General features: G+C 70.1%; 24 protein-coding genes. 8 read left to right on the top strand and 16 right to left on the bottom strand.

What is annotated here, in order from left to right:
- The first annotated feature begins 15 nt into the window (after positions 1 to 15).
- Genes ACFSE6_RS17310 through ACFSE6_RS17300 form a run of 3 tightly spaced genes read left to right on the top strand, consistent with a single transcriptional unit; the run spans position 16 to position 3,448 of the window.
- Positions 16 to 966, top strand: coding sequence for a carbohydrate ABC transporter permease (locus ACFSE6_RS17310; RefSeq protein ID WP_388010243.1), 951 nt, complete (start codon positions 16 to 18; stop codon positions 964 to 966).
- Complete coding sequence (locus ACFSE6_RS17305) at positions 966 to 1,799, top strand: carbohydrate ABC transporter permease (RefSeq protein WP_388010240.1); 834 nt, start codon at positions 966 to 968, stop codon at positions 1,797 to 1,799. The genes ACFSE6_RS17310 and ACFSE6_RS17305 overlap by 1 nt, the downstream gene beginning before the upstream one ends.
- A 38-nt stretch (positions 1,800 to 1,837) precedes the next feature.
- Positions 1,838 to 3,448 (top strand): alpha-L-arabinofuranosidase C-terminal domain-containing protein, encoded by a 1,611-nt coding sequence (locus ACFSE6_RS17300; protein ID WP_388010237.1) that lies wholly within the window; start codon positions 1,838 to 1,840, stop codon positions 3,446 to 3,448.
- 34 nt (positions 3,449 to 3,482) lie between these two features.
- Here the strand turns inward: ACFSE6_RS17300 and ACFSE6_RS17295 are convergent, their stop codons facing one another.
- The 12 genes from ACFSE6_RS17295 to ACFSE6_RS17240 form a co-directional block, all read right to left on the bottom strand.
- Positions 3,483 to 4,136 carry a hypothetical protein gene (locus ACFSE6_RS17295; protein ID WP_388010234.1) on the bottom strand — a complete coding sequence of 218 codons (654 nt, stop codon included), beginning with the start codon at positions 4,134 to 4,136 and terminating at the stop codon, positions 3,483 to 3,485.
- 154 nt (positions 4,137 to 4,290) lie between these two features.
- Positions 4,291 to 5,661, bottom strand: a complete 1,371-nt coding sequence (locus ACFSE6_RS17290) for an extracellular solute-binding protein (RefSeq protein ID WP_388010231.1) — start codon at positions 5,659 to 5,661, stop codon at positions 4,291 to 4,293.
- Between the two features lie 43 nt (positions 5,662 to 5,704).
- Positions 5,705 to 6,631 (bottom strand): carbohydrate ABC transporter permease, encoded by a 927-nt coding sequence (locus tag ACFSE6_RS17285; protein ID WP_388010228.1) that lies wholly within the window; start codon positions 6,629 to 6,631, stop codon positions 5,705 to 5,707.
- Entirely contained in the window at positions 6,628 to 7,596 is a 969-nt protein-coding gene (locus tag ACFSE6_RS17280; RefSeq protein ID WP_388010225.1) for a carbohydrate ABC transporter permease, read from the bottom strand. Before ACFSE6_RS17280 ends, ACFSE6_RS17285 begins: the two co-directional genes overlap by 4 nt.
- Before the next feature lie 124 nt (positions 7,597 to 7,720).
- Positions 7,721 to 8,476: an RraA family protein gene (locus ACFSE6_RS17275; protein WP_388010222.1), complete on the bottom strand. Its 756-nt coding sequence runs from the start codon at positions 8,474 to 8,476 to the stop codon at positions 7,721 to 7,723.
- A gap of 167 nt (positions 8,477 to 8,643) precedes the next feature.
- Entirely contained in the window at positions 8,644 to 9,660 is a 1,017-nt protein-coding gene (locus ACFSE6_RS17270; protein ID WP_388010219.1) for a 4-hydroxythreonine-4-phosphate dehydrogenase PdxA, read from the bottom strand.
- Positions 9,657 to 10,541 (bottom strand): amidohydrolase family protein, encoded by an 885-nt coding sequence (locus ACFSE6_RS17265; protein ID WP_388010216.1) that lies wholly within the window; start codon positions 10,539 to 10,541, stop codon positions 9,657 to 9,659. The genes ACFSE6_RS17270 and ACFSE6_RS17265 overlap by 4 nt, the downstream gene beginning before the upstream one ends.
- Complete coding sequence (locus tag ACFSE6_RS17260; RefSeq protein WP_388010213.1) at positions 10,538 to 11,410, bottom strand: NAD(P)-dependent oxidoreductase; 873 nt, start codon at positions 11,408 to 11,410, stop codon at positions 10,538 to 10,540. Before ACFSE6_RS17260 ends, ACFSE6_RS17265 begins: the two co-directional genes overlap by 4 nt.
- A gap of 60 nt (positions 11,411 to 11,470) precedes the next feature.
- The gene (locus ACFSE6_RS17255; protein WP_388010210.1) at positions 11,471 to 11,995 is read right to left on the bottom strand and encodes a gamma carbonic anhydrase family protein; all 525 of its coding nucleotides are present in this window, start codon (positions 11,993 to 11,995) and stop codon (positions 11,471 to 11,473) included.
- Positions 11,992 to 12,771: an enoyl-CoA hydratase gene (locus ACFSE6_RS17250; RefSeq protein WP_388010207.1), complete on the bottom strand. Its 780-nt coding sequence runs from the start codon at positions 12,769 to 12,771 to the stop codon at positions 11,992 to 11,994. Before ACFSE6_RS17250 ends, ACFSE6_RS17255 begins: the two co-directional genes overlap by 4 nt.
- Complete coding sequence (locus tag ACFSE6_RS17245) at positions 12,768 to 13,967, bottom strand: CaiB/BaiF CoA transferase family protein (RefSeq protein ID WP_388010204.1); 1,200 nt, start codon at positions 13,965 to 13,967, stop codon at positions 12,768 to 12,770. The genes ACFSE6_RS17250 and ACFSE6_RS17245 overlap by 4 nt, the downstream gene beginning before the upstream one ends.
- Before the next feature lie 145 nt (positions 13,968 to 14,112).
- Complete coding sequence (locus tag ACFSE6_RS17240) at positions 14,113 to 15,069, bottom strand: C-terminal binding protein (protein WP_388010201.1); 957 nt, start codon at positions 15,067 to 15,069, stop codon at positions 14,113 to 14,115.
- A 168-nt stretch (positions 15,070 to 15,237) separates the two neighbouring features.
- On the opposite strand from ACFSE6_RS17240, the gene ACFSE6_RS17235 reads away from it, so the two are divergent.
- Positions 15,238 to 15,939, top strand: coding sequence for a GntR family transcriptional regulator (locus ACFSE6_RS17235; protein WP_388010198.1), 702 nt, complete (start codon positions 15,238 to 15,240; stop codon positions 15,937 to 15,939).
- 59 nt (positions 15,940 to 15,998) lie between these two features.
- On the opposite strand, the gene ACFSE6_RS17230 is transcribed toward ACFSE6_RS17235, so the two are convergent.
- Both ACFSE6_RS17230 and ACFSE6_RS17225 read right to left on the bottom strand, forming a co-directional pair.
- On the bottom strand, positions 15,999 to 16,853 hold the full coding sequence (locus tag ACFSE6_RS17230; RefSeq protein ID WP_388010195.1) for a dihydrodipicolinate synthase family protein: 855 nt from the start codon (positions 16,851 to 16,853) through the stop codon (positions 15,999 to 16,001).
- Between the two features lie 140 nt (positions 16,854 to 16,993).
- The gene (locus ACFSE6_RS17225) at positions 16,994 to 17,554 is read right to left on the bottom strand and encodes a TetR/AcrR family transcriptional regulator (protein WP_388010192.1); all 561 of its coding nucleotides are present in this window, start codon (positions 17,552 to 17,554) and stop codon (positions 16,994 to 16,996) included.
- A 69-nt stretch (positions 17,555 to 17,623) separates the two neighbouring features.
- Here ACFSE6_RS17225 and ACFSE6_RS17220 point away from each other — a divergent pair, with 69 nt between their 5' ends.
- Positions 17,624 to 19,180 (top strand): MFS transporter, encoded by a 1,557-nt coding sequence (locus ACFSE6_RS17220; RefSeq protein WP_388010189.1) that lies wholly within the window; start codon positions 17,624 to 17,626, stop codon positions 19,178 to 19,180.
- Positions 19,181 to 19,226: 46 nt separating this feature from the next.
- The gene (locus tag ACFSE6_RS17215; RefSeq protein ID WP_388010186.1) at positions 19,227 to 20,252 is read left to right on the top strand and encodes an Rv2578c family radical SAM protein; all 1,026 of its coding nucleotides are present in this window, start codon (positions 19,227 to 19,229) and stop codon (positions 20,250 to 20,252) included.
- Positions 20,253 to 20,279: 27 nt separating this feature from the next.
- Here the strand turns inward: ACFSE6_RS17215 and ACFSE6_RS17210 are convergent, their stop codons facing one another.
- Positions 20,280 to 21,122 (bottom strand): ABC transporter permease, encoded by an 843-nt coding sequence (locus tag ACFSE6_RS17210; RefSeq protein WP_388010183.1) that lies wholly within the window; start codon positions 21,120 to 21,122, stop codon positions 20,280 to 20,282.
- Positions 21,119 to 21,847: an ABC transporter ATP-binding protein gene (locus tag ACFSE6_RS17205; RefSeq protein ID WP_388010180.1), complete on the bottom strand. Its 729-nt coding sequence runs from the start codon at positions 21,845 to 21,847 to the stop codon at positions 21,119 to 21,121. The genes ACFSE6_RS17210 and ACFSE6_RS17205 overlap by 4 nt, the downstream gene beginning before the upstream one ends.
- Before the next feature lie 128 nt (positions 21,848 to 21,975).
- On the opposite strand from ACFSE6_RS17205, the gene ACFSE6_RS17200 reads away from it, so the two are divergent.
- Positions 21,976 to 23,100, top strand: coding sequence for a sensor histidine kinase (locus tag ACFSE6_RS17200; RefSeq protein ID WP_388010177.1), 1,125 nt, complete (start codon positions 21,976 to 21,978; stop codon positions 23,098 to 23,100).
- Entirely contained in the window at positions 23,097 to 23,747 is a 651-nt protein-coding gene (locus ACFSE6_RS17195) for a response regulator (protein ID WP_388010174.1), read from the top strand. Before ACFSE6_RS17200 ends, ACFSE6_RS17195 begins: the two co-directional genes overlap by 4 nt.
- The last annotated feature ends 18 nt before the right edge of the window (positions 23,748 to 23,765 follow it).

The following is a 23,765-nucleotide window of genomic DNA, read 5'->3' as shown; positions in this document are numbered from 1 at the left end:
GATCGGGGACACCCCATGGCCCAGCTGAGCGTGCGAGACGTCGCCACGGGCGTCGATGCCCGGACGCGTGTCGCCTCGCGACGCAACAGCCCCTGGACGGCGGCCGCGTTCCTGCTGCCGTTCTTCGTGCTGTTCGTCGTCTTCGTCATCGTGCCCATCGGATCCGCCCTCTGGGCGAGCCTGCACCGCTGGAGCCTCGGGCTCCCGGGCCGGCCCTGGATCGGATGGGACAACTACGCCGAGCTCTTCGAAGGCTCGACCGTCACCTCGGTGGAGTTCTGGAAGTCGATGCAGGCCACCGGCATATTCACGCTCTACAGCGCACCTCTCCTGGTGGCTGTCCCGCTCGCGCTCGCGCTGCTGCTGAACCGGAGATTCCCCGGGCGCATCGCCTTCCGCGCCATCTATTTCGCTCCCTACGTCTTCGGTGTGGCCGTCATCGGCCTGCTGTGGCGTTACCTGCTCGATCGTCAGCTCGGCCCGGTGAACCAGCTCCTGGGCGCGCTGGGTCTACCCGACGACATCGCCTGGACCACCTCGCTGCCGGCCGGCTGGGTCGCGCTCGTCGGCGCCACGATCTGGTGGACGGTGGGATTCAACGCGGTGATCTACCTTGCGGCGCTGCAGGACGTACCCCGGGAGCTGTACGAGGCGGCCACCGTCGACGGCGCCGGAGCCTGGCGCCGGTTCTTCACGGTCACCCTGCCCGGCATCCGGCGCGTCCTGCAGTTCGTCATCGCCATCACGATCATCGCCTGCGCCAACATGTACGGACAGTCGGCGCTCATCACTCAGGAGCAGCCGGGCACGGCCACACGCACCGCCATCGGGTTCATCGCCCAGACCGGTATCCAGGGCTTCGACATCGGCATGTCCTCCGCGATGAGCATGATCCTCGCCGTCAGCCTCATCGTGGTCAGCGGTGTGGTCGTCCTGGCGTTCCACCGGATGGGGGAGGAGGACTGATGGCCCACCTCCTCCGACCCCGCCGGGTGGCTCTGGCGCTGACGGTCCTGGCTCTGACGGCCGTGTTCGTCACCCCGCTGCTGCTGATGATCTCCACCTCGTTCAAGCCCACCGCAGAGGCCAATTCGCTGGAATTCACGCTGCTTCCGCGTGAACCCGGCCTCGACGCCTACCGCGAGATCCTCGGTAACGAGCGGCTGCCCGTGCTCCGCTGGCTCGGCAACAGCTTCCTGGTCGCCGCGGCGCACAGCGCCCTCGTCGTGACGATCTCGACCACCGCCGCCTACGCCTTGGCACGTCTGGACTTCCCGTTCAAACGCACGCTGTTCGCCGTCGTGCTGGCCACCATGTTCGTTCCCGGTGTGATCCTGCTGATCCCGCACTTCCTCATCGTCAACGGGCTCGGCTGGTTGAACAGCTACGCCTCGCTGGTGGTGCCCTCGGCGGCCGGCGCCTTCGGGGTCGTCTTCCTGCGGCAGTTCTTCCTCGGGATCAGCCCGGCGATCGAAGAGGCCGCGCGCATCGACGGCGCCAACGCCTTCCAGGTCTTCCTGCGGATCATGGTCCCGCTCGCAGCGCCGGCCATCGCCACCTTGGCCGTGCTGTCGTTCCTGTCGAGCTGGAACGATTTCCTCTGGCCGGTCTTCGTCCTCTTCAGCACGGACATGCTCACGCTGCCCGCCGGGCTCGCCCAGCTCCAAGGTGAATACGCCACGCGGTTCGACCTGCTGACCGCCGGCGCCGTCATCGCCAGCGTCCCCGTGCTGATCGTCTACATCGTCGCCCAGCGCTACATCATCGAGGGCGTCTCCCAGGGCGGGGTGAAGGGATGACCCCGGCAACCCACCTGCCACACCACCGAAAGGACACGATGAGAGCCACCGTCACCTTCAGCACCGACACCCGTCACCGCATCGAGGAGGCCGTCTACGGGCACTTCCTCGAGTCCGCATTCTTCGGCAACATCGACGGCGGGGTCTTCGACGAGGGCTCGGAGTTCGCGGTGGACGGCCCCGGCCCGCTCGCCGGATGCCGCGGCGACGTGATCGAGGCCTGTCGCGAGCTCGGCCTTCCGGTGGTGCGCTGGCCCGGCGGGAACTTCACCTCGCCGTACTGGTGGCAGGACGGGACCGGCCCGCGCGATCAGCGGCCACGCCGCCTCGAACTCGCCTGGGGTGAAGAAGAGTCGAACCGGTTCGGCACCCCGGAGTTCCTCGCGTGGTGCCGCGCTGTCGGGACCACGCCCTACCTGGCGCACAGCGCCCGAAACGTCGACGACGCCGTCCGCTGGGTCGAGTACACCAACTACGGCGGGGACACCGAGATGACCCGGCGGCGCGCCGCCGACGGGGCCAGCGAGCCGTACGGGGTGGCGATCTGGGGACTCGGCAACGAGGTCTACGGCCCCTGGCAGATGGGCCACCGATCCGTCGAGGCTTACGTGCTCGACGCCGTCGAGCACGCCCGGTTCATGCGCGCAGTCGACCCTGGTCTGCGGTTTGTCGCGGTCGGGCACGACGCGCGCGAGTGGACCCGGGACGTCGTCGCCGGGCTCGGCGGCATGGTCGACTGGATCTCATTGCACCTGTACGGGGCGAGCCGCCATCTCATCGATCCGTCGGTTGCCGAGTACGAGGCCGTGGTCGCGCAGTCCGCCTACGTCGAGCGAGCCATCCACGAGCAGTCGGACCTCATCGCCCGGACCCAGACCGAGCACGGCCGGGACCGGCCGCTCGGCATCGCCATGGATGAGTGGAACAACCGTCACCTCGAGCCCGCCGCCTGGCCCGAGCCACGGCCCGGCGCCGATGGCGGCGTCGCCGATCGGGACCTGCCCGACGCCGGTGACCACGGCGACGCGCAGGTGCGGCGTGTGAACCGGTACAGCCCGAAGACCTTGGCCGACGCCCTCTTCTACGCCGGGGTCTTCCACGCCATGCACCGCTCCACCGAGCTCGAGGTTCCGGTGACGATGGCCAACACGGTCAACCTCGTCAACGCCAACGGCCTGCTCGCCGTCCGCCCCGGTGGGCTGGTCAGGTCGGCGACGTACCACGTGTGGGACCTCTACCAGAACCACACCGGCCGGGTGCATGTGCCCGCCCGGGTCGCCGGGCCGAGCGTAACCGTCGGCGTGCGCGAGGGGGACGTCCGCGGCGCTCGTGGTCAGTTCCGGCACACTCCGGACGTGCTCGGGCTCCTCGACGTCTCGGTCACCCTGAGCGAGGACGGCCGACACCTCTACGTCGCCGCGATCAACCGGTCACCGGAGGAGACCATCACCGCACGGCTGGACGCCGGACGTCCGCTGCCGCCGGCCGCCACCCGTCGCCAGCTCGGCGTCGGGGTCGAGGACCTGTTCGCCACCAACGCCATCTCCTCGCCGGAGACCGTCACACTGTCCGCACCCGAGCAGGTCACCGTGAACGGCAGCTACGACTTTCCGCCGCACTCGGTGACCGTGCTCGAGTGGGATCTGTGAGACCGGCGCTCGGTGCCCTGGCGGCTCAGCGGGCTCAGGGCGTCTTGTTCGACATGGCGTTGTAGTACGCCGAGGACGCCTTGTTCCACAGGAGCACGAGGATCGCGATCGCCAGCGCGACGCGGATGACCGCCATCACAAGCTGGATCCCGGTCATCACCTGCGCCAGCGAGAACAGGAAGCCGATGACGGCGAGGGCGCCGAAGATCGTGGCGAGGATGCGGGCCCAGGACTTGCCCTTGCCGTTCATGACGGCCATCCAGATCCACAGGGCGATGCTGATCGCGCCGACGCCGATACCGATGGCGATCGAGGTGCCGGCCATGGCGTCGGCCATCTCCGGCATCCCCTGGGCGGCGGCCTGCTCATGCGCCATCTCCCGGATCGCGTCCATCTGGGTCAGGGCGATGACGAGGTCGATGACGGCGATCACCGCACCGGCGTACATGAGCTTGACCGCGAGATCGAGCGGCCTCGGCCGCTCGGTGGGCGCGGGGGAGGGGCCGGGCTGTCCGTAACCCGCCTGGCCGTACTCCGGTCCTGCGGCCTGGCCGTACTGCGGCATGCCGCCCTGGTCGCCGTACTGCGGTGGACCGGACTGCTGGCCGTACTGCGGTGGCCCTGCCGGTCCGCCCGGTTGACCGCCCTGCGGTCCCGGCTGGCCGTACGGGTTGTTGCTGTCCGACACTGTTCCCCCTCGTCACGACACCAATGTGCCCCTCAGTCTGCCCGAAAGCGGCCGGTTTGGCTCGGGCTTGACCGATCGGTGCGGCGGCGATCAGGCGCGCGGGCCGGCCCCGGGATCTCCGGTGGCCGGCCCGCGCGGTCCGTCCTGGTCCGTGCTACTCGGTCGACTCGGCCGCCAGCGCGGCGTTGACTTCCTCGTAGAACGCGTGGGCAGCCTCCTCGACACTGGCCTCACCGAAGGCGACGGAGTCCCAGTGGCGCGTGAACGTGTCCTCGAAGTTCGCCTGGTAGCCCGGCGGGTAGACGATCGAGACCGGCTCGCGCTCGACGATCTCCTGGTACAGCCCGAGCTCGTGCTGCTTCTCGTCGGGCAGCTCGGGATCCTCGAGCTGCTGGTCGAGGTGCCGGCTGTTGGTCGCCGCGCCGTTGTCCGAGGCGAACGCCTGGCCGGCCTCGTCGTTGTTGATCCAGAAGTCGATGAACGCCGCCGCGGTCGCCGCATTGTCGCAGTTCGCCGGGATCGAGAAGCCCGAGGTGAAGAGCGCGTTGCCCTGGCCGGCCTCGCCCCACGGGGCGGCGACGCTGGTGAGCTGTTGTCCCGGGGCCAGCCCGTCGAGGGTGGTCTGGGCCGGTGTGAGGGCGTTGCCGGGAAGGTTGTCGACCATGACCCGGCCCTGGGCGACGTACCGCTGCTCGGTCTGGTCCGGTTCCTCGGACGACTGCTGCGGAGTCGTCGTCACGCCGTCGGCGCGGAGCTCCTCCCAGAAGTTCCAGTAGTCGACGAGCACCTGCTCGTCGAAGCCGATCTGGTTGCCGTCGAACAGGTCCTGCCCAGTGCCCTGGACGTAAACGATGAAGTAGTTCGGCAGTCCGCCGCCGAGGTTCGCGGCCTTGACGTCCTCGGGCAGCCCCTCCTGCGCCTCGCGCAGGTAGTCGCCGAACTCCTCCCAGGTGTAGCCCTCCTCGGGCAGCCCGACTCCGGCCTCCTCGGCGAGGGTCTCGTTGATGACGACGGCGTCGTACGCGGCGCCGTAGGGAATCATGTACAGCTCGCCGTCGAGACCGCGCCCGGTGTCGAGGACGTCCTCGGGAATGTCACTGACGTCGATCGCGCCGGAGTCGATCATCGGCTGGAGCGGCAGAAGCGCCCCGCGGGTCGTGTAGTCGTTGAGCTGACGTCCCTGGGTCTGGGTGAGGCACGGCATGTTGCCGCTGGACGCCTGGACGTTGAGGCGTTCCCAGTACGGTGCGAAGTCGGCGTTCTCGTGCTCGATGGTTACCTCGGGGTGCTCCTCGAGGAACAGGTCGGCCACAGCCTGTGTCCGTTCGATTCGGGGCCCCGAGCCCCAGTAGGCCAGGCGGACGCTGCCTTCGACTGGACCGGTTCCGTCGACGGTCTCACCGGAGTTCGCGCCGGAAGGGTTCTCGCCGACGGAGGTGCCGCCGGTGCAGGCGGCGAGCAGAGCGGCGCAGGTACCGGCCGCGATCATTGCGGCGAGCCTGCGCGGCCGTGGGGTGGAAGTCATGGGGTGTCCTCTCTGTCATGACCGGTCAGGGGTGATGGGCGGGTTACTTCAGGCCTGTCGTCGCGATGCCCTCGACGAGGAGCTTCTGTGCGACGAGGAAGAAGCCGACGACGGGGGCGAGGGACAACGTGGCCATCGCGAACAAGGGTCCGAAGGCCGATTCGCCGGTGGCATCGAGGAAGCCGTTGAGCCCGAGCGTGACGGTCCACAGCTCGGGCCGGTTGAGATAGAGCAGCGGTCCGAGGAAGTCGTTCCACGTGTTGATGAACGTGAAGAGGGCGGTGGTGCCGAGCGCCGGCAGGGACAGCGGGATGACAACGCGGAAGAAGATCCCCACATGACCGCACCCGTCCAGCAGGGCGGCGTCGTCGAGGTCCCGCGGCAGGGTTCGGATGAACTGGACCATGAGGAAGATGAAGAAGGCGTCGGTGGCCAGGAACTTCGGCACCGTCAGCGGCAGGATGGTGTTGATCCACGCCAGTTCGTTGAACAGCACGTACTGCGGAACCATCGTCACGTGGTACGGCAGCAGCATCGTGCCGAGCATGAGGGCGAACATGATCCGCTTGAACGGGAAGTTCAGCCGCGCGAAGGAGTAGGCGGCCATGGAACAGGCGACGACGTTGCCGATCACGCACAGCGTGGTGACCGCCAGGGAGTTGAGGAAGAAGCGGGAGAAGTTCAGCTGCCCGAAGTTCCAGCCTTCGCGGTAGTTCTCCAACGTCGGGTTCGAGGTGAGGAAGTTCAGCGTTCCGAACGCCTCGTTGCCCGGGCGCAGCGACGCCCCCACCATCCAGAGCAGCGGATAGAGCACGATCGTCAGTACCGCGATGAGGGTCGCGTGCCGGACGAGCCCGACGAGCAGGCGGTTGCGCACCACGCGGCGACCAAAGATCTGCCGCGGTGGCCGGGGCCGGCCGGCGGAGTGGTCACGGGCGGCGCGGTCGGTGGATGTGGTAGTGGCGGTCATCGTTCGTCTCCGTAGTGGACCCAGTACCGCGACGAGGCGAACAACGCCGCGGTGAAGACAGCCAGCACGACCACCAGGGCCCACGCCATGGCGGAGGCGTAGCCCATCTCGAGATTGGCGAAGCCGCGCAGGTAGAGGTACAGGGTGTAGAAGAGCGTGGAGTCCAGCGGGCCCCCGGTCCCGCCACTGACGACGTACGCGGGCGTGAAGGCCTGGAAGGCGTTGACGGTGGTCAGCAGTAGGTTGAAGAAGATCAACGGGGTCAGCAGGGGGACGGTGACGCTGAGGAACCGCCGGATGGGTCCGGCGCCGTCGACCGAGGCCGCCTCGTACAGGTCGGTGGGGATCTGACGTAGGCCGGCGAGGAAGATGACCATGGTCGAACCGAACGTCCAGACGTTGAGCACCACGAGGGTCCACAGCGCCGAGTCCGGATCGCCGATCCAGCTCTGGCCGCTGATGCCGAGCGTGCCGAGCGCCGCGTTGACGATGCCGTCACCGCCGAAGACCTGTCGCCACAGCACCGCGATGGCCACGCTGGTTCCGATGAGGGAGGGCAGGTAGAACGCGGCGCGGTAGAACGGCAGGAACCGCATCCCCTTGTTGAGGATCATCGCGACGCCGAGCGAGAACGCGAGCACGCCGGGCACGGAGACGGCGACGTACTTCAGCGTGACGAGCACCGACGAGGCCAGCCGCGGATCGGCGGCCATCCGCTCGTAGTTCCCGAGGCCGATCCAGTTCGGTGACGACATCAGGTCGTAGTCGGTGAAGCTCAGGTAGAGCGAGTACGCCATGGGCCCGAGCGTCAGGAGCACCATGCCGGCGATCCACGGCGCGAGGAAGCCGTACCCGGCGATCGCCTCGCGGGTGCGCCGGTTCAGCGAGCGGGACCGGCCCGGTGCGGCCGGGCGGTGCGAAGCCGGCTCAGGGGCCGTGGCGGCCGGGGTCGAGAGTGTTGCCACCGGTCCTCCTCCTTCGAGTGCGCGTCGGTGCGCGTGAGCACCAGCAGACCGCGGGGACGCGGTCGGGGACAGAAGCGGGCCGGGCCCCGCGGCGGCACTCGGGCGGCCGCGGGGCCCGTCGGGATCAGATGCCGTCGTAGTAGGCGAGCACGGCGTCGACGTCGACGGTGCTGTCGGGCTGCATGCCGAGGGCGTCGTAGTGCTTGCGACGCTTGTACATGTCGGCGAGCAGGATCGCGCGGGCGTGCGTGGCCACCTCGTGCGCGACCTCCGCGGGGACGACGATCACGCCGTCGTCGTCGCAGCCGACCATGTCACCCGGACGGACCTGGACGCCGCCGCAGGAGATCGTCCCCTGGACCTCGACCACCTCGATGCGCCCGGGGATGATCGTGCGCCCACGCTCGCGCACGGCCACGGGGGTGCGCTGGAGGATGACCTCGCCGGTGTCGCGGCAGTTGCCGTCGCTGACGATGCCGACGGCGCCGGCCCCCACGGCGGCCATGGTGTTCTCCGAACCCCAGAATCCGACCTCGGGTCCGCCTCCGGAGTCCATCACGATGACGTGGCCGGGTGCGAGATCATCGGGCAGCTTGCGGTGGCCGTGGCGCTCGAACCAGATGCGGTGCGCATCGACGATGTCCTCGGTGGTGTCGAGCTTCCACATCGGCTTGTTGGCGGGGACGCACCGCATGGTGGCGGCGTGACCCCAGAACTTCATGCCCTCCCAGAGCGGCCGCACCTCGGGCGACATCAGGGTGAGGTTGAAGTAGCCGATCCCGTCGAGGGCGTCCGCCACGTCGCAGACCCGCAGGTACTTGTACAGGCTGTTCAGGTCGTTCGGGTCGGCCTTCTCGAGGGTCGTCGTCGGCGACGTCATCGTGTTCCTCTCTGCGCTGAGCAATCGGTGCCTATTGTCTACAGTAGACGTGCGTGGTGGGGCAACCCCTGCAGCGGTGGTTCCCGCATGCCGGACCGGACCTGCCGTGCCCCCGCCGAAAGCGGAAACCTGTGCCTTGAGCGGATGTTTGAACGTCCGCTGTTGACTCAGGTTTCCGCTTTCGGCGCTGGAACGGCGGGCCGTGCGTGCTCGGCGAGCGAGGCGACCACCTCGAACGCTCGCTCGATCGGGCCGGGCCGGGCCACGCCCTGCCCGACGATCTCGTGGGCAGTGCCGTGCGCGGGCGTGGCGATCGGGACGGGCAGCCCGCCCTGGACCGTGACGCCCTCGTCGAAGCCGCGCAGCTTGAGGGCGATCTGGCCCTGGTCGTGGTACATCGTCACAACACCGTCGAACTCACCGCCGAAGGCGCGCAGGAACAGCGTGTCCGCCGGATGGGGGCCGTCGGCGCGCAGGCCACGTTCGCGGGCGAGTGCGACGCCGGGGGCGATCACGTCCCGTTCCTCGGTGCCGAACGCGCCGTTCTCGCCGGCGTGCGGGTTCAACGCGCACACGGCCAGCCGGGGGTGGTCGATTCCCTGGGCACGCAACGCCTGATCGAGCAGCTCGCAGGCGTCGAGGACCCCGGTCGGCGTGACACGGGCGGGCACGTCGCGCAGGGCGATGTGGGAGGTGACGCGTGCCGTGGTCAGCCCGGGGACGACGTTGAGTTCCGAGGTGACGCCGTCGAACCCGAGCTGCCGGGCGAACCACCGGAGCTCGTCCTTCTCGTTCATGCCCGCCAGCGCCAGTGCGCTCTTGTTCAGCGGTGCGTAGAGGATGCCGTCGACCGCCCCGTCGCGGTACCTCGTCAGGGCGTGGCTCAGGTCGCTCAGTGCTCGCTCGCCGGCGGCCTGCGAGATCGTGCCACGCTCGACGGGTCCCGCGACGTGCGGCGCCATGGTGGCTACGGCGTCCGGCGACGGCGTCGGTGCGACCGGGACGCTGACGCCCGCCTCGTCGGCCGCGCGGGCGATCTCGTCCTCGCGGGCGAGCACCTCGATGTCGGCTCGGCGCCGGACCGCGTCCTGTGCGAGCAGCTTGACCACGACCTCCGGCCCGATCCCCGAGACGTCCCCGAGGGTGACGGCGATGCGCACGCGCCGTCCGGTACCGGCGGTCATGGTCGGTCCGCCGGTCCGGCGGCCGCGGCGTCGGCGGTGTCGGAGGTGCGCAGGCCGTACCAGTCCGCCGCGCTGCGACCGCAGATGTCGGAGAGCTCGGCCGGTCCCAGGTGGGCGGCGAGCACGGCACGCAGATCGGTCACGGCGTGGCGGTAGTCCGTGGCAAGTTCGACCACCGGCCAGTTGCTGGCCAGGAGGAGTCGCTGCGGACCGAAGGTCTCGACGGCGTGGCGCACGTAAGGATGCAGCGCCTCTGGCTCCCACCGCTCCCAGCGGCTGAGCACGTCGATCCCGACGGAGACCTTCATGGCCACGTTCGGGCGGCCCGCCAGGGCCTCGATGCGGCGTTCCCAGGCGTTCCGATCGGAGCCGTCGAGCGGCGGCCGGGCCAGGTGGTCGACCACGATGCGCAGCTCGGGGACGGCGTCGGCCAGCTCGAGCACCGAGTCGGTCTGCTCGTCCGTGACCGGGACCACGTCCCAGGCCAGGCCGCGGTCGGCGAGCGCGGCGAAGAGCGAGCGGCTCGGTGCCTCGGTCAGCCAGGGGATCGGGTCGCGCCCGATGAGACACCGGACGCCGCACCAGCGCTCGGTCGCCGCCCGGTCGAGTTCGGCACGGGAGCCGTCGGCGTCGTGCAGCGGGAGGTAGCCGACCACACCGGCGACCGTGCCGGCCTCGTCGGCGAACCGGTGGAGCCGGTCGTTCTCCTCCGGCGTGTCGACGGACTGGACGAGCACGGTGCGCTCCACGCCGGCCTCGGCGAGCTGGGGTGCGAGGTCGCCGGGGAGGTAGTCCCGCGCCAGGGCCTCGTGGGCGGGGTCGCGCCACGGTTGTTCCTGCGCGGCGGTGTGCCAGTAATGGTGATGCGCGTCGATGATCATGACTGCTCCGGTCTCGCGGTGTCGTGGGCGTGCTGCTCGACGGCGGGGGCCAGGGTCTGGGAGGTCACGGCCGCGACGGGTACCTCGACGCCGACTGCGCGCGCTGCGGCCAGGATCTCCAGGAGGTCCTTGCTCCACGGGCGATCGGTCACGGGAGTGCCGGCCGCCGTGTAGGCCTGTGCCGTGCGATCGAAGAAGCCCCAGTGGTCGGTGACCCAGGAGGCCCCGGTGCTCGTGCCGACGGCGCGCAGCACGGCGCCCTCGTCGACGCCGTAGCCGCCGGCCATGGCGAGGGCCTCGTGCGCTCCGGCCAGTGTTGCGAACAGCATGAGCTGGTTCGCGAGCTTCACCGCCGCACCAGCACCGGGTGGGCCGACGTGTTCGACCGTGCTGGCGACGGAACCGAGGAGCCGATCGGCACGGGCGGCGGTGTCCGGCTCGGCGCCGAGGAACAGGGTCAGGTCACCGTCCGCCGCTCGGTCGGCGCCGCCACTGACCGGGGCGTCGATGAGGTCGACGCCGTGGTCGGCCGCCACGTCGGCCAGCCGCTGCGCGGTCGCCGGCAGAATCGTGCTGTGCACGATGACGAGGCGCCCTGAGCCGTCGCCCGCGTAATAACCGTCGGCGCCGAGCAGCAGCGACTCGACGGCGTGGTCATCCGGCACGGCGAGGACGAGGACGTCGCACGCCAGGACGTCCGCGACCGAGCCCGCCACCGTGGCGCCCGCCTGTGCGAAGGGCTGTGTCTTGTGCTCGGTGACGTCGTGGACGGTGACGCGCCATCCGACGTCGAGAAGCCGGCGTGCCATGGGAGCACCGAGGTTGCCGAGGCCGGCGAAGCCGACGGTGGTCTCCGAGGGGCTGATCATGCGCGCACCTTTCGACGGGGCAGGGAGAAGGTCACGGGGGCGCAGGGGTGCGCCAGATGGTCAGTCGGTCTCGTGCCGTTCCCGGTGCCGCCGGGCGAGGTCGACGTAGGTCCGCGCGTTCTCGCGCAGGCTCTCTCGTTGGGCGTCGTCGAGCTCGCGCCGTACGCGCGCCGGGACGCCCGCCACCAGGGACCCGGGTGGGACGTCGGTGCCCTCCGGGACGACGGCACCGGCCGCGATCAGACTGCCGGCCCCGATGCGGGCACCGTTGAGCACCACGGCGCCCATGCCGATCAGGCAGTCGTCTTCGACCGTGCAGCCGTGCAGCACGGCGCGGTGCCCGACGGAGACGCCGGCTCCCACGGAGACCGGAACACCCGGGTCGGCGTGGACGACGCAGCCGTCCTGGATGTTGCTGCGCGCGCCGATCCGGATGGTTTCGATGTCGGCGCGGAGGACGCTGGTGTAGAAGACGCTCGCGTCGGGGCCGAGCTCGACCGCTCCGATGACGGTGGCGTCCGGGGCGACCCAGGCCTCGGCGTGGATCTGTGGTGTGCGTCCGTCGAAGTCGATGGCGGGCATCATCGGCCTTTCCATTCGGGGATCCGTCGATCCAGGAAGGCTGCCACGCCCTCCTGAAAATCGTCGCTGCCGTAGCAGCGTGCCAGGACGTCCTCGTGGGCGGGCAGCGTGTCCAGCCCGTCCAGGCGGCGCTCGATCTCCTTCGCGGCGGCCAGGGTGAGCGGGGCGTTGGAGCGTAGCCGTTCGACGAGGGCGCCGACGGAGTGCTCGAGATCCTCCGGGGCGCACACCGTATGGACGAATCCGGCCGTGGCGGCGTCCGCAGCACGGAGCAGCCGCGCGGTGAGGAACATCGCCGTCGTGCGGGCGGCGCCGAGGCGGATGCGTAGCCGGTGCATGGCCACGGTGGCGACCATGTTGCCCAGGGTGCGGGCGACCGGGACGCCGAAGCGGGCGTCCTCACTCGCGAGGAGGACGTCGCAGCAGGCCGCGATGGCCAGTCCCGCACCGACCGCCGGGCCTTCGACGACTCCGACGACCGGGACCCGGACCGCGAGGAGGGATCGCAGCACCTCGTCCATGCGCCGCTCGTACGCGAGGCCGTCCGCCCCCGTGAACTCGGTGAACTGGGCGATGTCGGTACCGGCGGCGAACGATCCGCCGCCGCCGCGCACGACGAGAACCCGCAGGCCGGGCGCGGCGTGCGTGGCGGCACAGATCTCCTCGAGCCGGTCGTACATCCGCCATGTCAGGGCGTTGTGCCGTCCGGGGTTGCTGAGCTCGAGCCACCAGACGTCACCGTCGTCGGTGAGGTGGACCTCGCCGGTGTCCGGGCTCATTCGGTGCTCCGTGCCGGGGCCGCGGAGGAGATCGCCCCGAGCACGCCGTCGTTGTGCTCGCCGAGCAGCGGAGCGTGCCGGTAGATGGCGGCCGGGGTTTGGCTCAGCCGGATGGGGGAGCTGAGGACCGGCACCTCACCGTCGGTGGGGTGGGTGAACGTCGAGACCATCCCGCGAGCCTTGACGTGCGGGTCCTCGTCGAGGATCTCGCGATAGTTCTGGATCGGTCCGGCCGGTACCCCCGCCTCGAGCAGGATGTCGACCCATTCGTGGGTGTCCTTCGCGGCCAGGTGTCGCTCGAGGATCGTGACGAGCTCGGGCAGGTTCGTCATCCGGTCCATGTTCGAGGCAAACCGTGGGTCGGCGGCCAACGCCTCGTCGCCGAGGGCCCGGCACAGCCGTTCCCACAGCCGCTGGTTGTTGGCGCCGACCGTGATGTAGCCGTCGCGCGTGGCCAGGGCCTGGTACGGGGCGGACATCCGGTTCGCCGAGCCGAGGGGCTCCGGTACCCGACCGGTCGACCAGTACTCGACCGACTCCCAGACGGACAGGGCGAGCGCCGATTCGAACAGGGAGGTCTCGACGTACTGTCCCTCGCCGGTCCGCTGGCGCCAGGCCCAGGCGGACAGCACGCCGATCGTGGTGAACAGCCCGGCGCCGAGGTCGCCGACCGGAAGACCGCACTTGACCGGGCGGCCGCCGGGCTCGCCGGTGATCGACATGACGCCGGCCATCGCCTGCGCGATGAGGTCGTACCCGGGGCGGGTGGAATAGGGCCCGTCCTGGCCGAAGCCGGAGATGCTGGCGTAGATGAGGCCGCGGTTGAGCGGGGCGAGCGTGGCGTAGTCGATGCCGAGCCGTGCCGTGACCCCCGGGCGGAAGTTCTCGATCACGACGTCGGCCGAGCGGACCAGCTCGAGGAAGCGTTCGCGTCCCGACTCGGACTTCAGATCGAGCGTGATGCTGCGCTTGTTGCGGTTCAGCGCCATGAACGCCCGGCTGTCCTCGCCGGCACCCGGTCGGCCCCAGGATCGGCGCGCCTGGTCACCGGCGTCCGGGTTCTCCACCTTGATCACATCGGCGCCGAGGTCCGCGAGGACCATCGTGCAATAGGGGCCGGCCATGACCTGGGTCAGGTCGAGGACGGTCATCCCGTCCAAAGCCTTGGCCTGGTGCGTGCTTGCCGGTGTGGTCACGAACTTCCTCCTGGGCGTCGTCAGCGACGAGTGCGGGCACGGATCGGGTGGCCACGCGCGTCCGGGATCCGGTCCGGCGTCGACACCATCGCGGTGTGTCTATTGTCTACAAGATTGCCTGTGCGGTTGCAAGCCGTCCGCCGTCTCAGGCCACGCGGCAGCGCAACGGTTCACCGCGCAGCGCTCGCCCGGCCTCCTCGCGTGCGAGACGTTGCAGGGCGCGGACCGAGTCCTCGTCGTAGAACGCGGCGTGTGGCGTCAGGAGGATGTCGGGCGTCGACCACAGGGGCGAGTCGGCTGGCGGTGGCTCGGGGTCGGTGACGTCCAGCGCGGCGGCGGCGACCCGGCCCTCCCGGACGGCCGCCACCAGGGCCTCGGTGTCGATGAGCGGGCCGCGCGCGGTGTTGACAAGGACGGTTCCGGGTCGCACGTGCGCGAGAAACCGGTCGTCGACCAGATGGTGGGTCTGCGGCGTGCTGGGGGCGTGCAGGCTGATCGCGTGGGCGCGTCGGGCGAGCTCGAGGAGGTCGACGGATTCCACCCCGAGCTGGTCGAAGAGTTCCGGATCGGCGAACGGGTCGTGAGCGATCACGGTGAAACCGAACGGTGCGAGCCGGGCATGGACCTCACGGGCGATCCGGCCCAGGCCGACGAGCCCGACGACCATCGAGCGGAAGCTCGGAAGCGGTCCCAGCTCCGCGGGACGGAGCCACCCCTCGCGGCGGACGCGCCGGTCATACTGGGGCAGACGGCGGGCGAGTGTGAGGATGCTGGTGGCGGCATGGTCGGCCACCGTGGGGACGCCGTAGTCCGGCACGTTGGCGACCTGGACCCCCAATTCGCGGGCGGCCTCGACGTCGACGTTGTCGTACCCGATCCCGTAACGGATCACGGTGGCGCCCGGGGTGAGCCTGGCGAGGGCCTCACGGGGGACCGGGGCGAAGTTCACGAGCGCCACAGTGGCCCCGTCCATGGCCTCGGCCGTCTCCTCGACGGTCGCGCACTGGTGGGAGGCGAACGAGGCGCCGTGCTCGGCGGCAAGGCGTTCCTCCGCGGCGAGGTCCGGGAAGGTGTGATCGGTGACGACCACGCGTGAGGTCATGGAGTGTCCGTTCTGCTGGGAGGTGCGGGTGCCGGCCAGGAGCCTCCGGGCGCCGACGCCGGTACACCGGACGGACTATTGTCTACACTCTTCAGACGACGACCGACAAGTACCCTGGCACGTGCGAGGTGCCCCGGCACTCGCAGCGCGACGTCGAGGAGGACATACATGCAGGCACCGGCCCCCGCGTCCGGGGCGCCCAGCGGGCGGATCGACCAGCAGAGCCTGGTCGCACTCGCCCGAGAGGCCATCCGGCGGGACATCCTGGCCGGCGATCTCGAGCCCGGGCAGCGGCTCGTCGAGGAGCGGCTGACCGAACGTCTCGGGGTGAGCAGACCCCCGTTGCGCGAGGCGCTGCGACTGCTCGAAGGGGACGGGCTGGTGACGGTCCGGCCTCGTCGCGGCGCCGTGGTCGCCACGATGGACGAGCAGGACGTCTTCGAGGTGATGACGCTGCGATCCGGACTCGAACGGATCGCCGTCGAGCACGGCGTACCGGTGCGTGACCCGGAATTGCTCGGCCCGGTCCGCGAGGCGCTCGCCCGCATGGAGCACGACGCGCGCACCGAGGATCGGGGATCGCTCGTCCAGGACGGCTACGCCTTCCACGCCGCGATCGTCGACCTCGCGCAGCACGGCCGGCTCAGCGCCATCTACCGCTCGGTCCAGCAGCAGATCCTGCTGTGCATGTCGCGCAACCTCGTGGTGCGTGAGCGTTACTACGAGACCCTCGTCGAGCACGTCGACCGCCACCGCCGACTGCTCGAGGTGATCGAAGCGGGTGACCCGGCGGCCGTGCTCGCCGAACTCGCGGTGCACGGCGAGCGGTCGTTCGAGCGCCCGCCGGCCGGCGAGGATCGGCCGGACTGAGACGAGCGGCTCGGACGGGCCGGTGCCCGTGCGGCTCGGACGGGTCGGTGCCCGTCCGGTCAAGAGTGCTCGGCGACGGCGCGGGCTACCTCCTCGCGGGCCTCGTCCTCGAGTGCGGGCAGGGCCATCCGTGCCGCCCAGTCGTGGCCCGTGCGCTCGGCCAGGGCTGCCTTGACCCGTTCGGTGGTTCCGACGGCCGAGACGAGGTGGGCGGCGACGGCCTGGTGCTCCTCGACGGCGCTGCTGTCCTCGGCGTCGAGCGCGTCCGCCAGCGCGCGGTAACTCTCCGGGAACGCCGACGCGACGGCCGAGACAAGGCCGGCCGCACCGTGGCCGACCGCCTGCGGGAGCCGCGCGTCGTCGCCGGAGAACAGGTCCTGCTCGTCGTGCATCACGTCGGCGTACTCGGCCAGGCGGTCCGCGGCGCCGCCGGAGAGCTTCGCGCCGGCCATCCCCGGCAGGTCCATGAGCCGGCCGAAGGTCTCCGCCGACAGGTCGGTCCCGGTGCGTTCGGGGAACAGGTACGCGTAGAGGCTCGCGTCCGGATGCGCCTCGGCGACGGTGCGGTAGAAGCCGACGAGAGCGTCGTCGTCGGTCGCGATGTAGTACGGCGAGACGAGGCCGAAACGGTGGACACCTCCGGCGGTGGCCGCCTTGGCCAGCCGGAGCACCTGACGGCTGCTCCCGTGTCCGACGTGCGCGATGACGCGGTCGCGGCCGAGGTACGCCACAGCGCGGCGGAAGAGCTCGATACGCTCGTCGTCGTCCAGGGCGAGGAACTCCCCGGTCGTGCCCGCCACGAAGACCGCGTCCACGTGCGGCTCGATCACCTGCAGCGCCGCGTCGAACGCGGGCAGGTCCAGCACGCCGTCGTCGTAGAACGGCGTGGGGATCGCGGGAACGACCTGGGTCATGCTGAGTGCTCCTTGTCGGCATGGGCGTGCATGCTGACCTTCCCACGCGCGCGGGGCCTGGGCCACCGGCGCGCCGAGGGGCGTGCTCAGCCGGTTTCGCCGTACGGCTAGTCGCGCGCGGCCCCGGCCCCGACACCGGATCAGCCGACCAGGCGGCGGACGGCGCGCGCGATCTCGGCCGGTCCAGGTGCGGACTCGGGCGAGGTGAACCACTGCAGGGCGAATCCGTTGATCAGGCTGAGCACGACGAAGCCGACGCTCAGATCCTCGTTCGTCAGGTCGCTCGGGTCGGCGTTGAGGACGAGGGCGGCAAGGCTTCGTCTGCCCTCGTCGTGGGACGCGCGTAGTTGGGCGTAGATCTCCGGCGCGAACTCCGCCTCGGCGAAGGCCTGCAGGCTTGCCACCAGCATGGTGCGGCGTTGCGGTGTGCTGGCGATGAAGTGGTCGAAGAATGCCTCGAGGCGGTCGAGCGGATTGTCGCTGTCGGCGTCGGCCATGGCGGCTTCGACCGCGTCGCCCCACTCGTCGAACGACTCCAGCACGGCGGCGTTCAGGAGGGCGTCCTTGGAGCCGAAGTAGTAGCCGATCGAGGCGAGGTTCGCGCCGGAAGCGTGGGCGATGTCGCGCGCGGTCGTGCGGGAGTAGCCCTTCTCGGCCAGGCACTGCCGCGCCCCTCGGAGGAGGTCGTCGCGTTGGCTCATGGGCGCAGTCTACGACGAGTTTATACAAATGTCTTGTACGGGCGTATTAGACGGACGTATGATCCCGGTATGGCTACTACCGATTCCTTGCCCGCCCGGGCCACCTCACGCGAGTGGTGGGGCGTCGTCGTGCTTGTCCTTCCCGCCCTCCTCGCCTCCATGGACCTGTCCATCCTGTTCATGGCGGCCCCCTCGATCAGTGCCGAACTCGCTCCCACCGCCTCGCAACATCTCTGGATGATGGACATCTACGGATTCGTCATGGCCGGGTTCCTCATCACCATGGGGAGCCTCGGGGACCGCATCGGACGGCGGCGGATGTTGCTGATCGGTGCGACGGCCTTCGGCGCCGCCTCGGTCCTGGCGGCGGTCTCCACCTCGGCGGAGATGCTCATCGCGGCCAGGGCGCTGCTCGGACTCGGCGGCGCGACGCTCGCACCGTCGACGCTCTCGCTGATCCGCAGCATGTTCGCCGACCCGGATCAGCGGCGCAGCGCTATCGGCATCTGGACCGCCGCGTTCACCGGGGGATTCGCCGTCGGGCCGATCGTCGGAGGGATGCTGCTGGAGCGATTCCACTGGGGGTCGGTCTTCCTCCTGAACGTGCCGATCATGGTGCTGCTGCTCGTCGTCGCTCCGATGATCGTGCGCGAGTCGCGGGATCCGGCGCCCGGTCGCCTCGATCTGCTGGGGTCGGTGTTGTCCTTGGCGGCCGTCCTGCCGGTGATCTACGGGATCAAGACGATGGTGGGGGAGGGGCTGCAGGTGGGCAGCGTGGTCACCCTGCTCGCCGGTCTCGTCTTCGCCGCCCTGTTCGCGCGCCGACAGCTCCGGGCCGCGACGCCGATGATCGATGTCCGACTCTTCCGTCGCGCGGCGTTCAGTGCCTCCATCGCGGCCAACATGACCGTCGTCTTCGCCACTGCGGGCATGGGGTTCCTGGCGGTGACCTTCATTCAGGCGGTGCTCGGGTACAGCCCGTTCGACGCCGCGGTGTGGATGCTCCCGGCGGTGGGTGGAAGCGTGCTGGGTGTGACTGCGGCGTCGGTTCTCGGGCGCACGGTCCGTCCGGCGGTCCTGATCGCTGCCGGCCTGGCGGTCTCGGCTGCCGGGTTCGCGTGGGTCAGTCGGATCGGCCCGAGCGATCACGTCGGCTGGTTGATCGTCGGTTACGGGTTGCTCACCGTGGGCGTCGGGGTCACCGCCACGCTCGCCACCTCCTTGGTCCTGGCCACCGCCCCACCCGAGAAGGCCGGCGCCGCCTCCGCAGTCTCGGAGACGAGTGCCGAGTTCGGCGGCGCGCTCGGTATCGCCGCGCTGGGGACGATCTCCGCGGCGATCTACCGGAGCGCGATGAGTGACCGGTCCCCGGAGGTGCTCGACGCCGAGGCTGCGGCGGCGGCCGAGGAGACCCTGGGAGGCGCGGTCGCCGCGGCCGGTCAGAGTCCCTCGGCCGTCGCGGATGCGCTCCTGGAACGCGCCTTCGACGCCTATGCCCAGGGCTTCAGCACCGCGGCGCTGATCGGTTCCGCCTTGGTGCTCGTGGTCGGGGTGGTCACGGGTCTCGCCCTGCGGAAGCTCACCCCGGACGAGGTGGCCCGAGGTCAGGACCTCGAGGCCGCCTGAGGGAGTGTCGCTGGACCCAGACTCGAAACTATGTTCGAATAGCTTCGTGCGGTGGGAGACGCAACGGATCGACGGCACGGACCCGGGTGCCTTGCTGCCACTGAAGGGGCTGGTGCGCAGCGTCCGCACCCCGGACTTCGACGGCGTCACCTTCCACGAGGTGCTGAGCAAGAGCGCGCTCAACCGCGTGCCGAAACAGTCGAACATGCCGTTCTCGTGGACGATCAACACCACGCGTGGCTGCCTTCACCGGTGCGTTTATTGCTTCGCGCGGAAGACCCACGAGTACCTCGACCTCGACTCCGGGCGTGACTTCGACACCCAGATCATCGTCAAGACCAATGTGGTCGACGTGTTGCGCAAGGAGCTCGCCAGACCGTCGTGGCAGCGCGAGCACGTGGCGCTCGGCACCAACTCGGATCCGTACATGCGCGCTGAGGGTCGCTACCAACTCATGCCGGGCATCATCGAGGCACTCGCCGACTCCGGCACGCCGTTCTCGATCCTCACCAAGGGCCCGCTGCTGCGCCGCGACCTGCCCCTGCTCGTCGAGGCCGCGCGGAAGGTGCCTGTGTCGGTGGCGGTCTCACTCGCGATGATCGATCCCGAGCTGCAACAGCGCGTCGAGCCCGGCACACCGAAACCGCAGGCCCGGCTCGATCTGGTACGCGCGATCACCGACGCCGGGCTGGACTGCTCGGTCCTGGCGATGCCGATCCTGCCCTGGCTGACCGACTCCGCCGACCACCTCGAGGAGCTCCACGCCGCCCTCGCGGACGCAGGAGCGAGCGACGTCACGACCGGGGCGCTGCACCTTCGCCCCGGTGCTCGTGAGTGGTTCATGGCCTGGCTCCAGCGCGAGTTTCCCGAGCTCGTGCCGAAGTACCGGCACATCTACCCTCATGGTTCGTACGCCGCCAAGGAGTACCGGCAGTGGCTGGCCGAACGGGCCGGGCGGATCCGACGTCGGCACGGGTTCGAACGGCGCGCCGAGCGCATGTGGCGCGAGCGCACCACGCCAGAGACCGCACCGCCGGCAGCGACCGAACCCACTCAGCTCGCGCTGTTCTGACGGTCGGCTGCGGCGCCGTCAGCGTCCTCAGCCACGGCGGGTGACGGCCTCGCGCCGCGCAGCCAGCAACGCGGCCGCACCGAGGACGACGGCGTAGCCCAGCACCCACACCGCATGGATCCACAGCGGCCGCGTCGCCGTGTCGGACCAGAACTCGACGTCGCCGTCAGGCATCACCACACGGTAGGCGAGCTGCCCGAAGTGGAAGGTAGGGAGGACCTCGGCGATCGTCCCGATGACGTCGGGCAGTTCACCGAGCGGGAAGAAGAAGCCCGACGCGAATGCCAGCGGCAGGAAGATGAGATTCGCGACCACCGCCGCGGCCCGCGGCCGAGCCAGATACGCGATGGCGAAGCCGAGCGGACTGAACAGCAGGACCGCAGAGACCATGGTCGCGCCGAGGGCGAGCCAGGAGCCGGCGTCGAGTTCGACGCCACCCGCGAACGCGGCGAGCAGCGACAGGGCCGTCACGATGAGGACGGCCAGCACGACGGCGTCGCCCACCTTTCCGGCTAGGTACGTCCGTGTCTGCAGTGGCGTGGCCGCCAGGGTCCGTGCCCAACCCCGGCCGCGGTCTCCCGCCACGTCCTCGCCGAAGACGAAGATCGCCAGCGAGACGACGCCGTAGGCGGCGATAGAGACGAGCATCGCCAGCCGGACACTCGTTCCGCCGGGCAGGGTGGACTCGTTCGGCAGCCCGAACATGGCGTACAGCACCAGCGGGATCGCCACGGCACCGACCGCGAACTCGGGGGTGCGCAGGCTCGCCCGCAGCTCCGTGAGGACCGCGAGCGCCATCAGGCCGAGCGGGCCGCCGGTCCTCCGCTCCCGGATCGGGCCCGGGCCATGGTGTTGAGTGTGTGTGGTCATCGGACGGCCTTCCCGTCCACGGCGCTGGACCATTCGTCGGTGAGCGCCAGGAACACGTCCTCGAGATCGCTGCGGCCGTGATCCGTGAGCTCCTCCGGAGTCGCGTCCGCCACCGTGCGCCCTTCGTGGAGCGCCACGACCCGGTCGGCCACGGCCGACGCTTCGGCCAGATCGTGGGTGGCGAACAGCAGTGTCGCGCCCTCGGCGACGCTCGCGCGGGTCTGTCGCCAGAACGCCCGCCGCGAAGCGACGTCCATGGCTGCCGTCGGCTCGTCGAGGAGCAGCACATCGGGCGCCCCGACCAGTGCCAAGGCGAGCAGCAGCCGCTGACGTTCGCCGCCGGAGAGGGACGTGACCCGCGCGCCGGCCCGGCCCGTCAGCGACGTCCGTTCGAGCACCTCGTCCACCGGGAGTGATCGTGGGTAGGCACGGCCCAGTAACCGCACCAGATCCCGCACCGTCGTCTGCGCCGGCAGTCCGGCGGACTGCAGCATCGCCCCGACTCGGGCCCGTACCGCGCCACCGGGCGCCTGTCCGAGCACCTCGACATGCCCCGATGTCGGACGAGACAGCCCGAGCAGCAGCTCGAACGCGGTCGTCTTCCCGGCTCCGTTGGGGCCCAGGACGGCGACGATCTCGCCCCGTTCGACCACCAGGTCCAGGCCGTCGAGGGCGCGGACCTCGGCGTACGTCTTGTGCACGTCACACATCTCCAGCACGGTCATGACCGCTCCTTTCGACGACCCGGACGCTACGCAGCGGACCGGGCCGGGCGGATGTGCCGGCAGGCACGGGTGGCATCCATGACCTCTGGCACGTCCGGGGGCGTGCGGGCCGCCGTAGCATGCACCCAATGCGCGCTCGTCCCGATGAGGTCTTCGGCGGCGCAGCCGGCCTGATCGGTGCGCTCGTCGTGGGGGCCGCGGTGCTGTTCTCCGGCGCCGGGGTCGGCGATTCCACGGCCACGACCGTCGTGTGGTGGTCGTTGTACGTGATCTACGTGCTCGTCTTCGCGATCGAGTGCGGCTTTCTCCCGGTGCCGTGGGCTGGTTCGGAGCTCGGCCGGTTCGTGGTGCTCGCCATCTGCGGTAGCGCCGTGTTCCTGCTCGCCCCGCACCTCGGGTGGACCGCGGTGCTGTTCGTCGTCACGACGGCGACCAGTGCCTTCGTGCTACCCGGCTGGGCGGTCGCGCTCGTCGTCGCGGCCCACACCGTGGTCGTCGCGGCCGGTTCGGCCGCCATCGAAGGCACGTCCGTCGCCTCCGTCGTGTTCAACACGCTGGCCTACGCGGCGTTCATGTCCTTCGCGGCGGTCGTTGTCATCTCGGCCCGCCGCGAGCACGAGGCACGGGCCGAACTCGCCGCCGCACACGCCGATCTCCGTGCTGCGACGGCGTTGCTCGCCACCTCCAGTCGAGACGCGGAGCGACTGCGGATCGCCCGGGACCTGCACGACCTCGTCGGGCACCAGCTCACCGCCCTCGCGCTCGATCTCGAGGTCATCGCACTGCAGTCCGACGGCGAGACCCGCGAACACGTCCTGCAGACCCGCCAGGTCGCGAAGGACCTCCTCTCCGACGTGCGGGCGGCTGTCGGCGAGCTGCGCAGTGAACCTGCGGGGCTGGAACCCACGCTGCGGAAGGTGGTCGCCGGGATTCCCGGCCTGACGATCGACCTCCGGGTGGACGAGCAGTGCCCACCGGGCGAACGAGTGGCGCTCGCCGTCGTCCGCTGCGTCCAGGAGGTTGTCACGAACACCCTGCGGCACGCCGATGCGACCAGACTCGACATCGCGGTCACCTCAGACGTCGACGGTCTCGTGCTCACGGCGCGAGACGACGGCGCCGGCGTCACCGACCTGCAACCCGGGAACGGGTTGACCGGCATGACCGAGCGGATCGAGGAGCTCGGCGGCACGCTGGACCTCAGGTCCCGCCGCGGTGCCGGCTTCATCATCACGGCACGGGTACCGGCATGATCCGGGTTGCGCTCGTGGACGATCAGCACCTGGTGCGCAAGGGCATCCGCAGCCTGCTCGCCTTTGCGGACGACGTCGAGGTCGTGGCCGAGGGGTCCGACGGCGACGAAGCTCTCGCTCTCGCCGAGAACGTCGAGATCGACGTGCTCCTGCTCGACCTGCGGATGCCGGGCCGCGACGGCATCACCACGCTGGAGGCGCTCGCGGAGCGGGGGATCGCACCGCCGGTGCTGGTGCTGACCACGTTCGACGACGACGAGCTCGTGCTGCAGGCGCTGCGGGCGGGAGCGCGCGGGTATCTTCTCAAGGACGTCACCCTCGACCAGCTCGTCGGTGCTATCCGTACGCTCGCGTACGGCGGAACCCTCGTCCAGCCGAACCTGACGGACCGGATCTTCCGTGCCGCCGCCGTCCGCGACCCCGTCGACGGGCTCGACCGGCCCGAGCCGCTGACCGCCCGCGAACTCGACGTCCTGCGACTCGCCGCGGCCGGTTACTCGAACGGTGAGATCGCCGACGTGCTGCATCTGGCCGCCGGAACGGTGAAGAACCACATGACGAACGTCTTCCTCAAGCTCGGGGTCCGGGACCGCACCCGAGCGGTGCTGCGGGCCCTCGATCTCGGCATCCTCGAACGGTCACCGTAGACCTCTACCGGGGAGCGC

This window comes from Georgenia deserti (genome assembly GCF_042680605.1).
Lineage (GTDB): Bacteria > Actinomycetota > Actinomycetes > Actinomycetales > Actinomycetaceae > Allobogoriella > Allobogoriella deserti.
This window is presented reverse-complemented; position numbering and strand designations above follow the sequence as displayed.

What these genes read in the sequence shown, in the direction of transcription:
- ACFSE6_RS17310 (WP_388010243.1), top strand. Translation starts at nt 16, where the DNA reads ATGGCCCAGCTGAGCGTGCGAGACGTCGCCACGGGCGTCGATGCCCGG.
- ACFSE6_RS17305 (WP_388010240.1), top strand. Translation starts at nt 966, where the DNA reads ATGGCCCACCTCCTCCGACCCCGCCGGGTGGCTCTGGCGCTGACGGTC.
- ACFSE6_RS17300 (WP_388010237.1), top strand. Translation starts at nt 1,838, where the DNA reads ATGAGAGCCACCGTCACCTTCAGCACCGACACCCGTCACCGCATCGAG.
- ACFSE6_RS17290 (WP_388010231.1), bottom strand. Translation starts at nt 5,661, where the DNA reads ATGACTTCCACCCCACGGCCGCGCAGGCTCGCCGCAATGATCGCGGCC.
- ACFSE6_RS17285 (WP_388010228.1), bottom strand. Translation starts at nt 6,631, where the DNA reads ATGACCGCCACTACCACATCCACCGACCGCGCCGCCCGTGACCACTCC.
- ACFSE6_RS17275 (WP_388010222.1), bottom strand. Translation starts at nt 8,476, where the DNA reads ATGACGTCGCCGACGACGACCCTCGAGAAGGCCGACCCGAACGACCTG.
- ACFSE6_RS17270 (WP_388010219.1), bottom strand. Translation starts at nt 9,660, where the DNA reads ATGACCGCCGGTACCGGACGGCGCGTGCGCATCGCCGTCACCCTCGGG.
- ACFSE6_RS17265 (WP_388010216.1), bottom strand. Translation starts at nt 10,541, where the DNA reads ATGATCATCGACGCGCATCACCATTACTGGCACACCGCCGCGCAGGAA.
- ACFSE6_RS17260 (WP_388010213.1), bottom strand. Translation starts at nt 11,410, where the DNA reads ATGATCAGCCCCTCGGAGACCACCGTCGGCTTCGCCGGCCTCGGCAAC.
- ACFSE6_RS17255 (WP_388010210.1), bottom strand. Translation starts at nt 11,995, where the DNA reads ATGATGCCCGCCATCGACTTCGACGGACGCACACCACAGATCCACGCC.
- ACFSE6_RS17250 (WP_388010207.1), bottom strand. Translation starts at nt 12,771, where the DNA reads ATGAGCCCGGACACCGGCGAGGTCCACCTCACCGACGACGGTGACGTC.
- ACFSE6_RS17240 (WP_388010201.1), bottom strand. Translation starts at nt 15,069, where the DNA reads ATGACCTCACGCGTGGTCGTCACCGATCACACCTTCCCGGACCTCGCC.
- ACFSE6_RS17235 (WP_388010198.1), top strand. Translation starts at nt 15,238, where the DNA reads ATGCAGGCACCGGCCCCCGCGTCCGGGGCGCCCAGCGGGCGGATCGAC.
- ACFSE6_RS17230 (WP_388010195.1), bottom strand. Translation starts at nt 16,853, where the DNA reads ATGACCCAGGTCGTTCCCGCGATCCCCACGCCGTTCTACGACGACGGC.
- ACFSE6_RS17225 (WP_388010192.1), bottom strand. Translation starts at nt 17,554, where the DNA reads ATGAGCCAACGCGACGACCTCCTCCGAGGGGCGCGGCAGTGCCTGGCC.
- ACFSE6_RS17220 (WP_388010189.1), top strand. Translation starts at nt 17,624, where the DNA reads ATGGCTACTACCGATTCCTTGCCCGCCCGGGCCACCTCACGCGAGTGG.
- ACFSE6_RS17210 (WP_388010183.1), bottom strand. Translation starts at nt 21,122, where the DNA reads ATGACCACACACACTCAACACCATGGCCCGGGCCCGATCCGGGAGCGG.
- ACFSE6_RS17205 (WP_388010180.1), bottom strand. Translation starts at nt 21,847, where the DNA reads ATGACCGTGCTGGAGATGTGTGACGTGCACAAGACGTACGCCGAGGTC.
- ACFSE6_RS17200 (WP_388010177.1), top strand. Translation starts at nt 21,976, where the DNA reads ATGCGCGCTCGTCCCGATGAGGTCTTCGGCGGCGCAGCCGGCCTGATC.
- ACFSE6_RS17195 (WP_388010174.1), top strand. Translation starts at nt 23,097, where the DNA reads ATGATCCGGGTTGCGCTCGTGGACGATCAGCACCTGGTGCGCAAGGGC.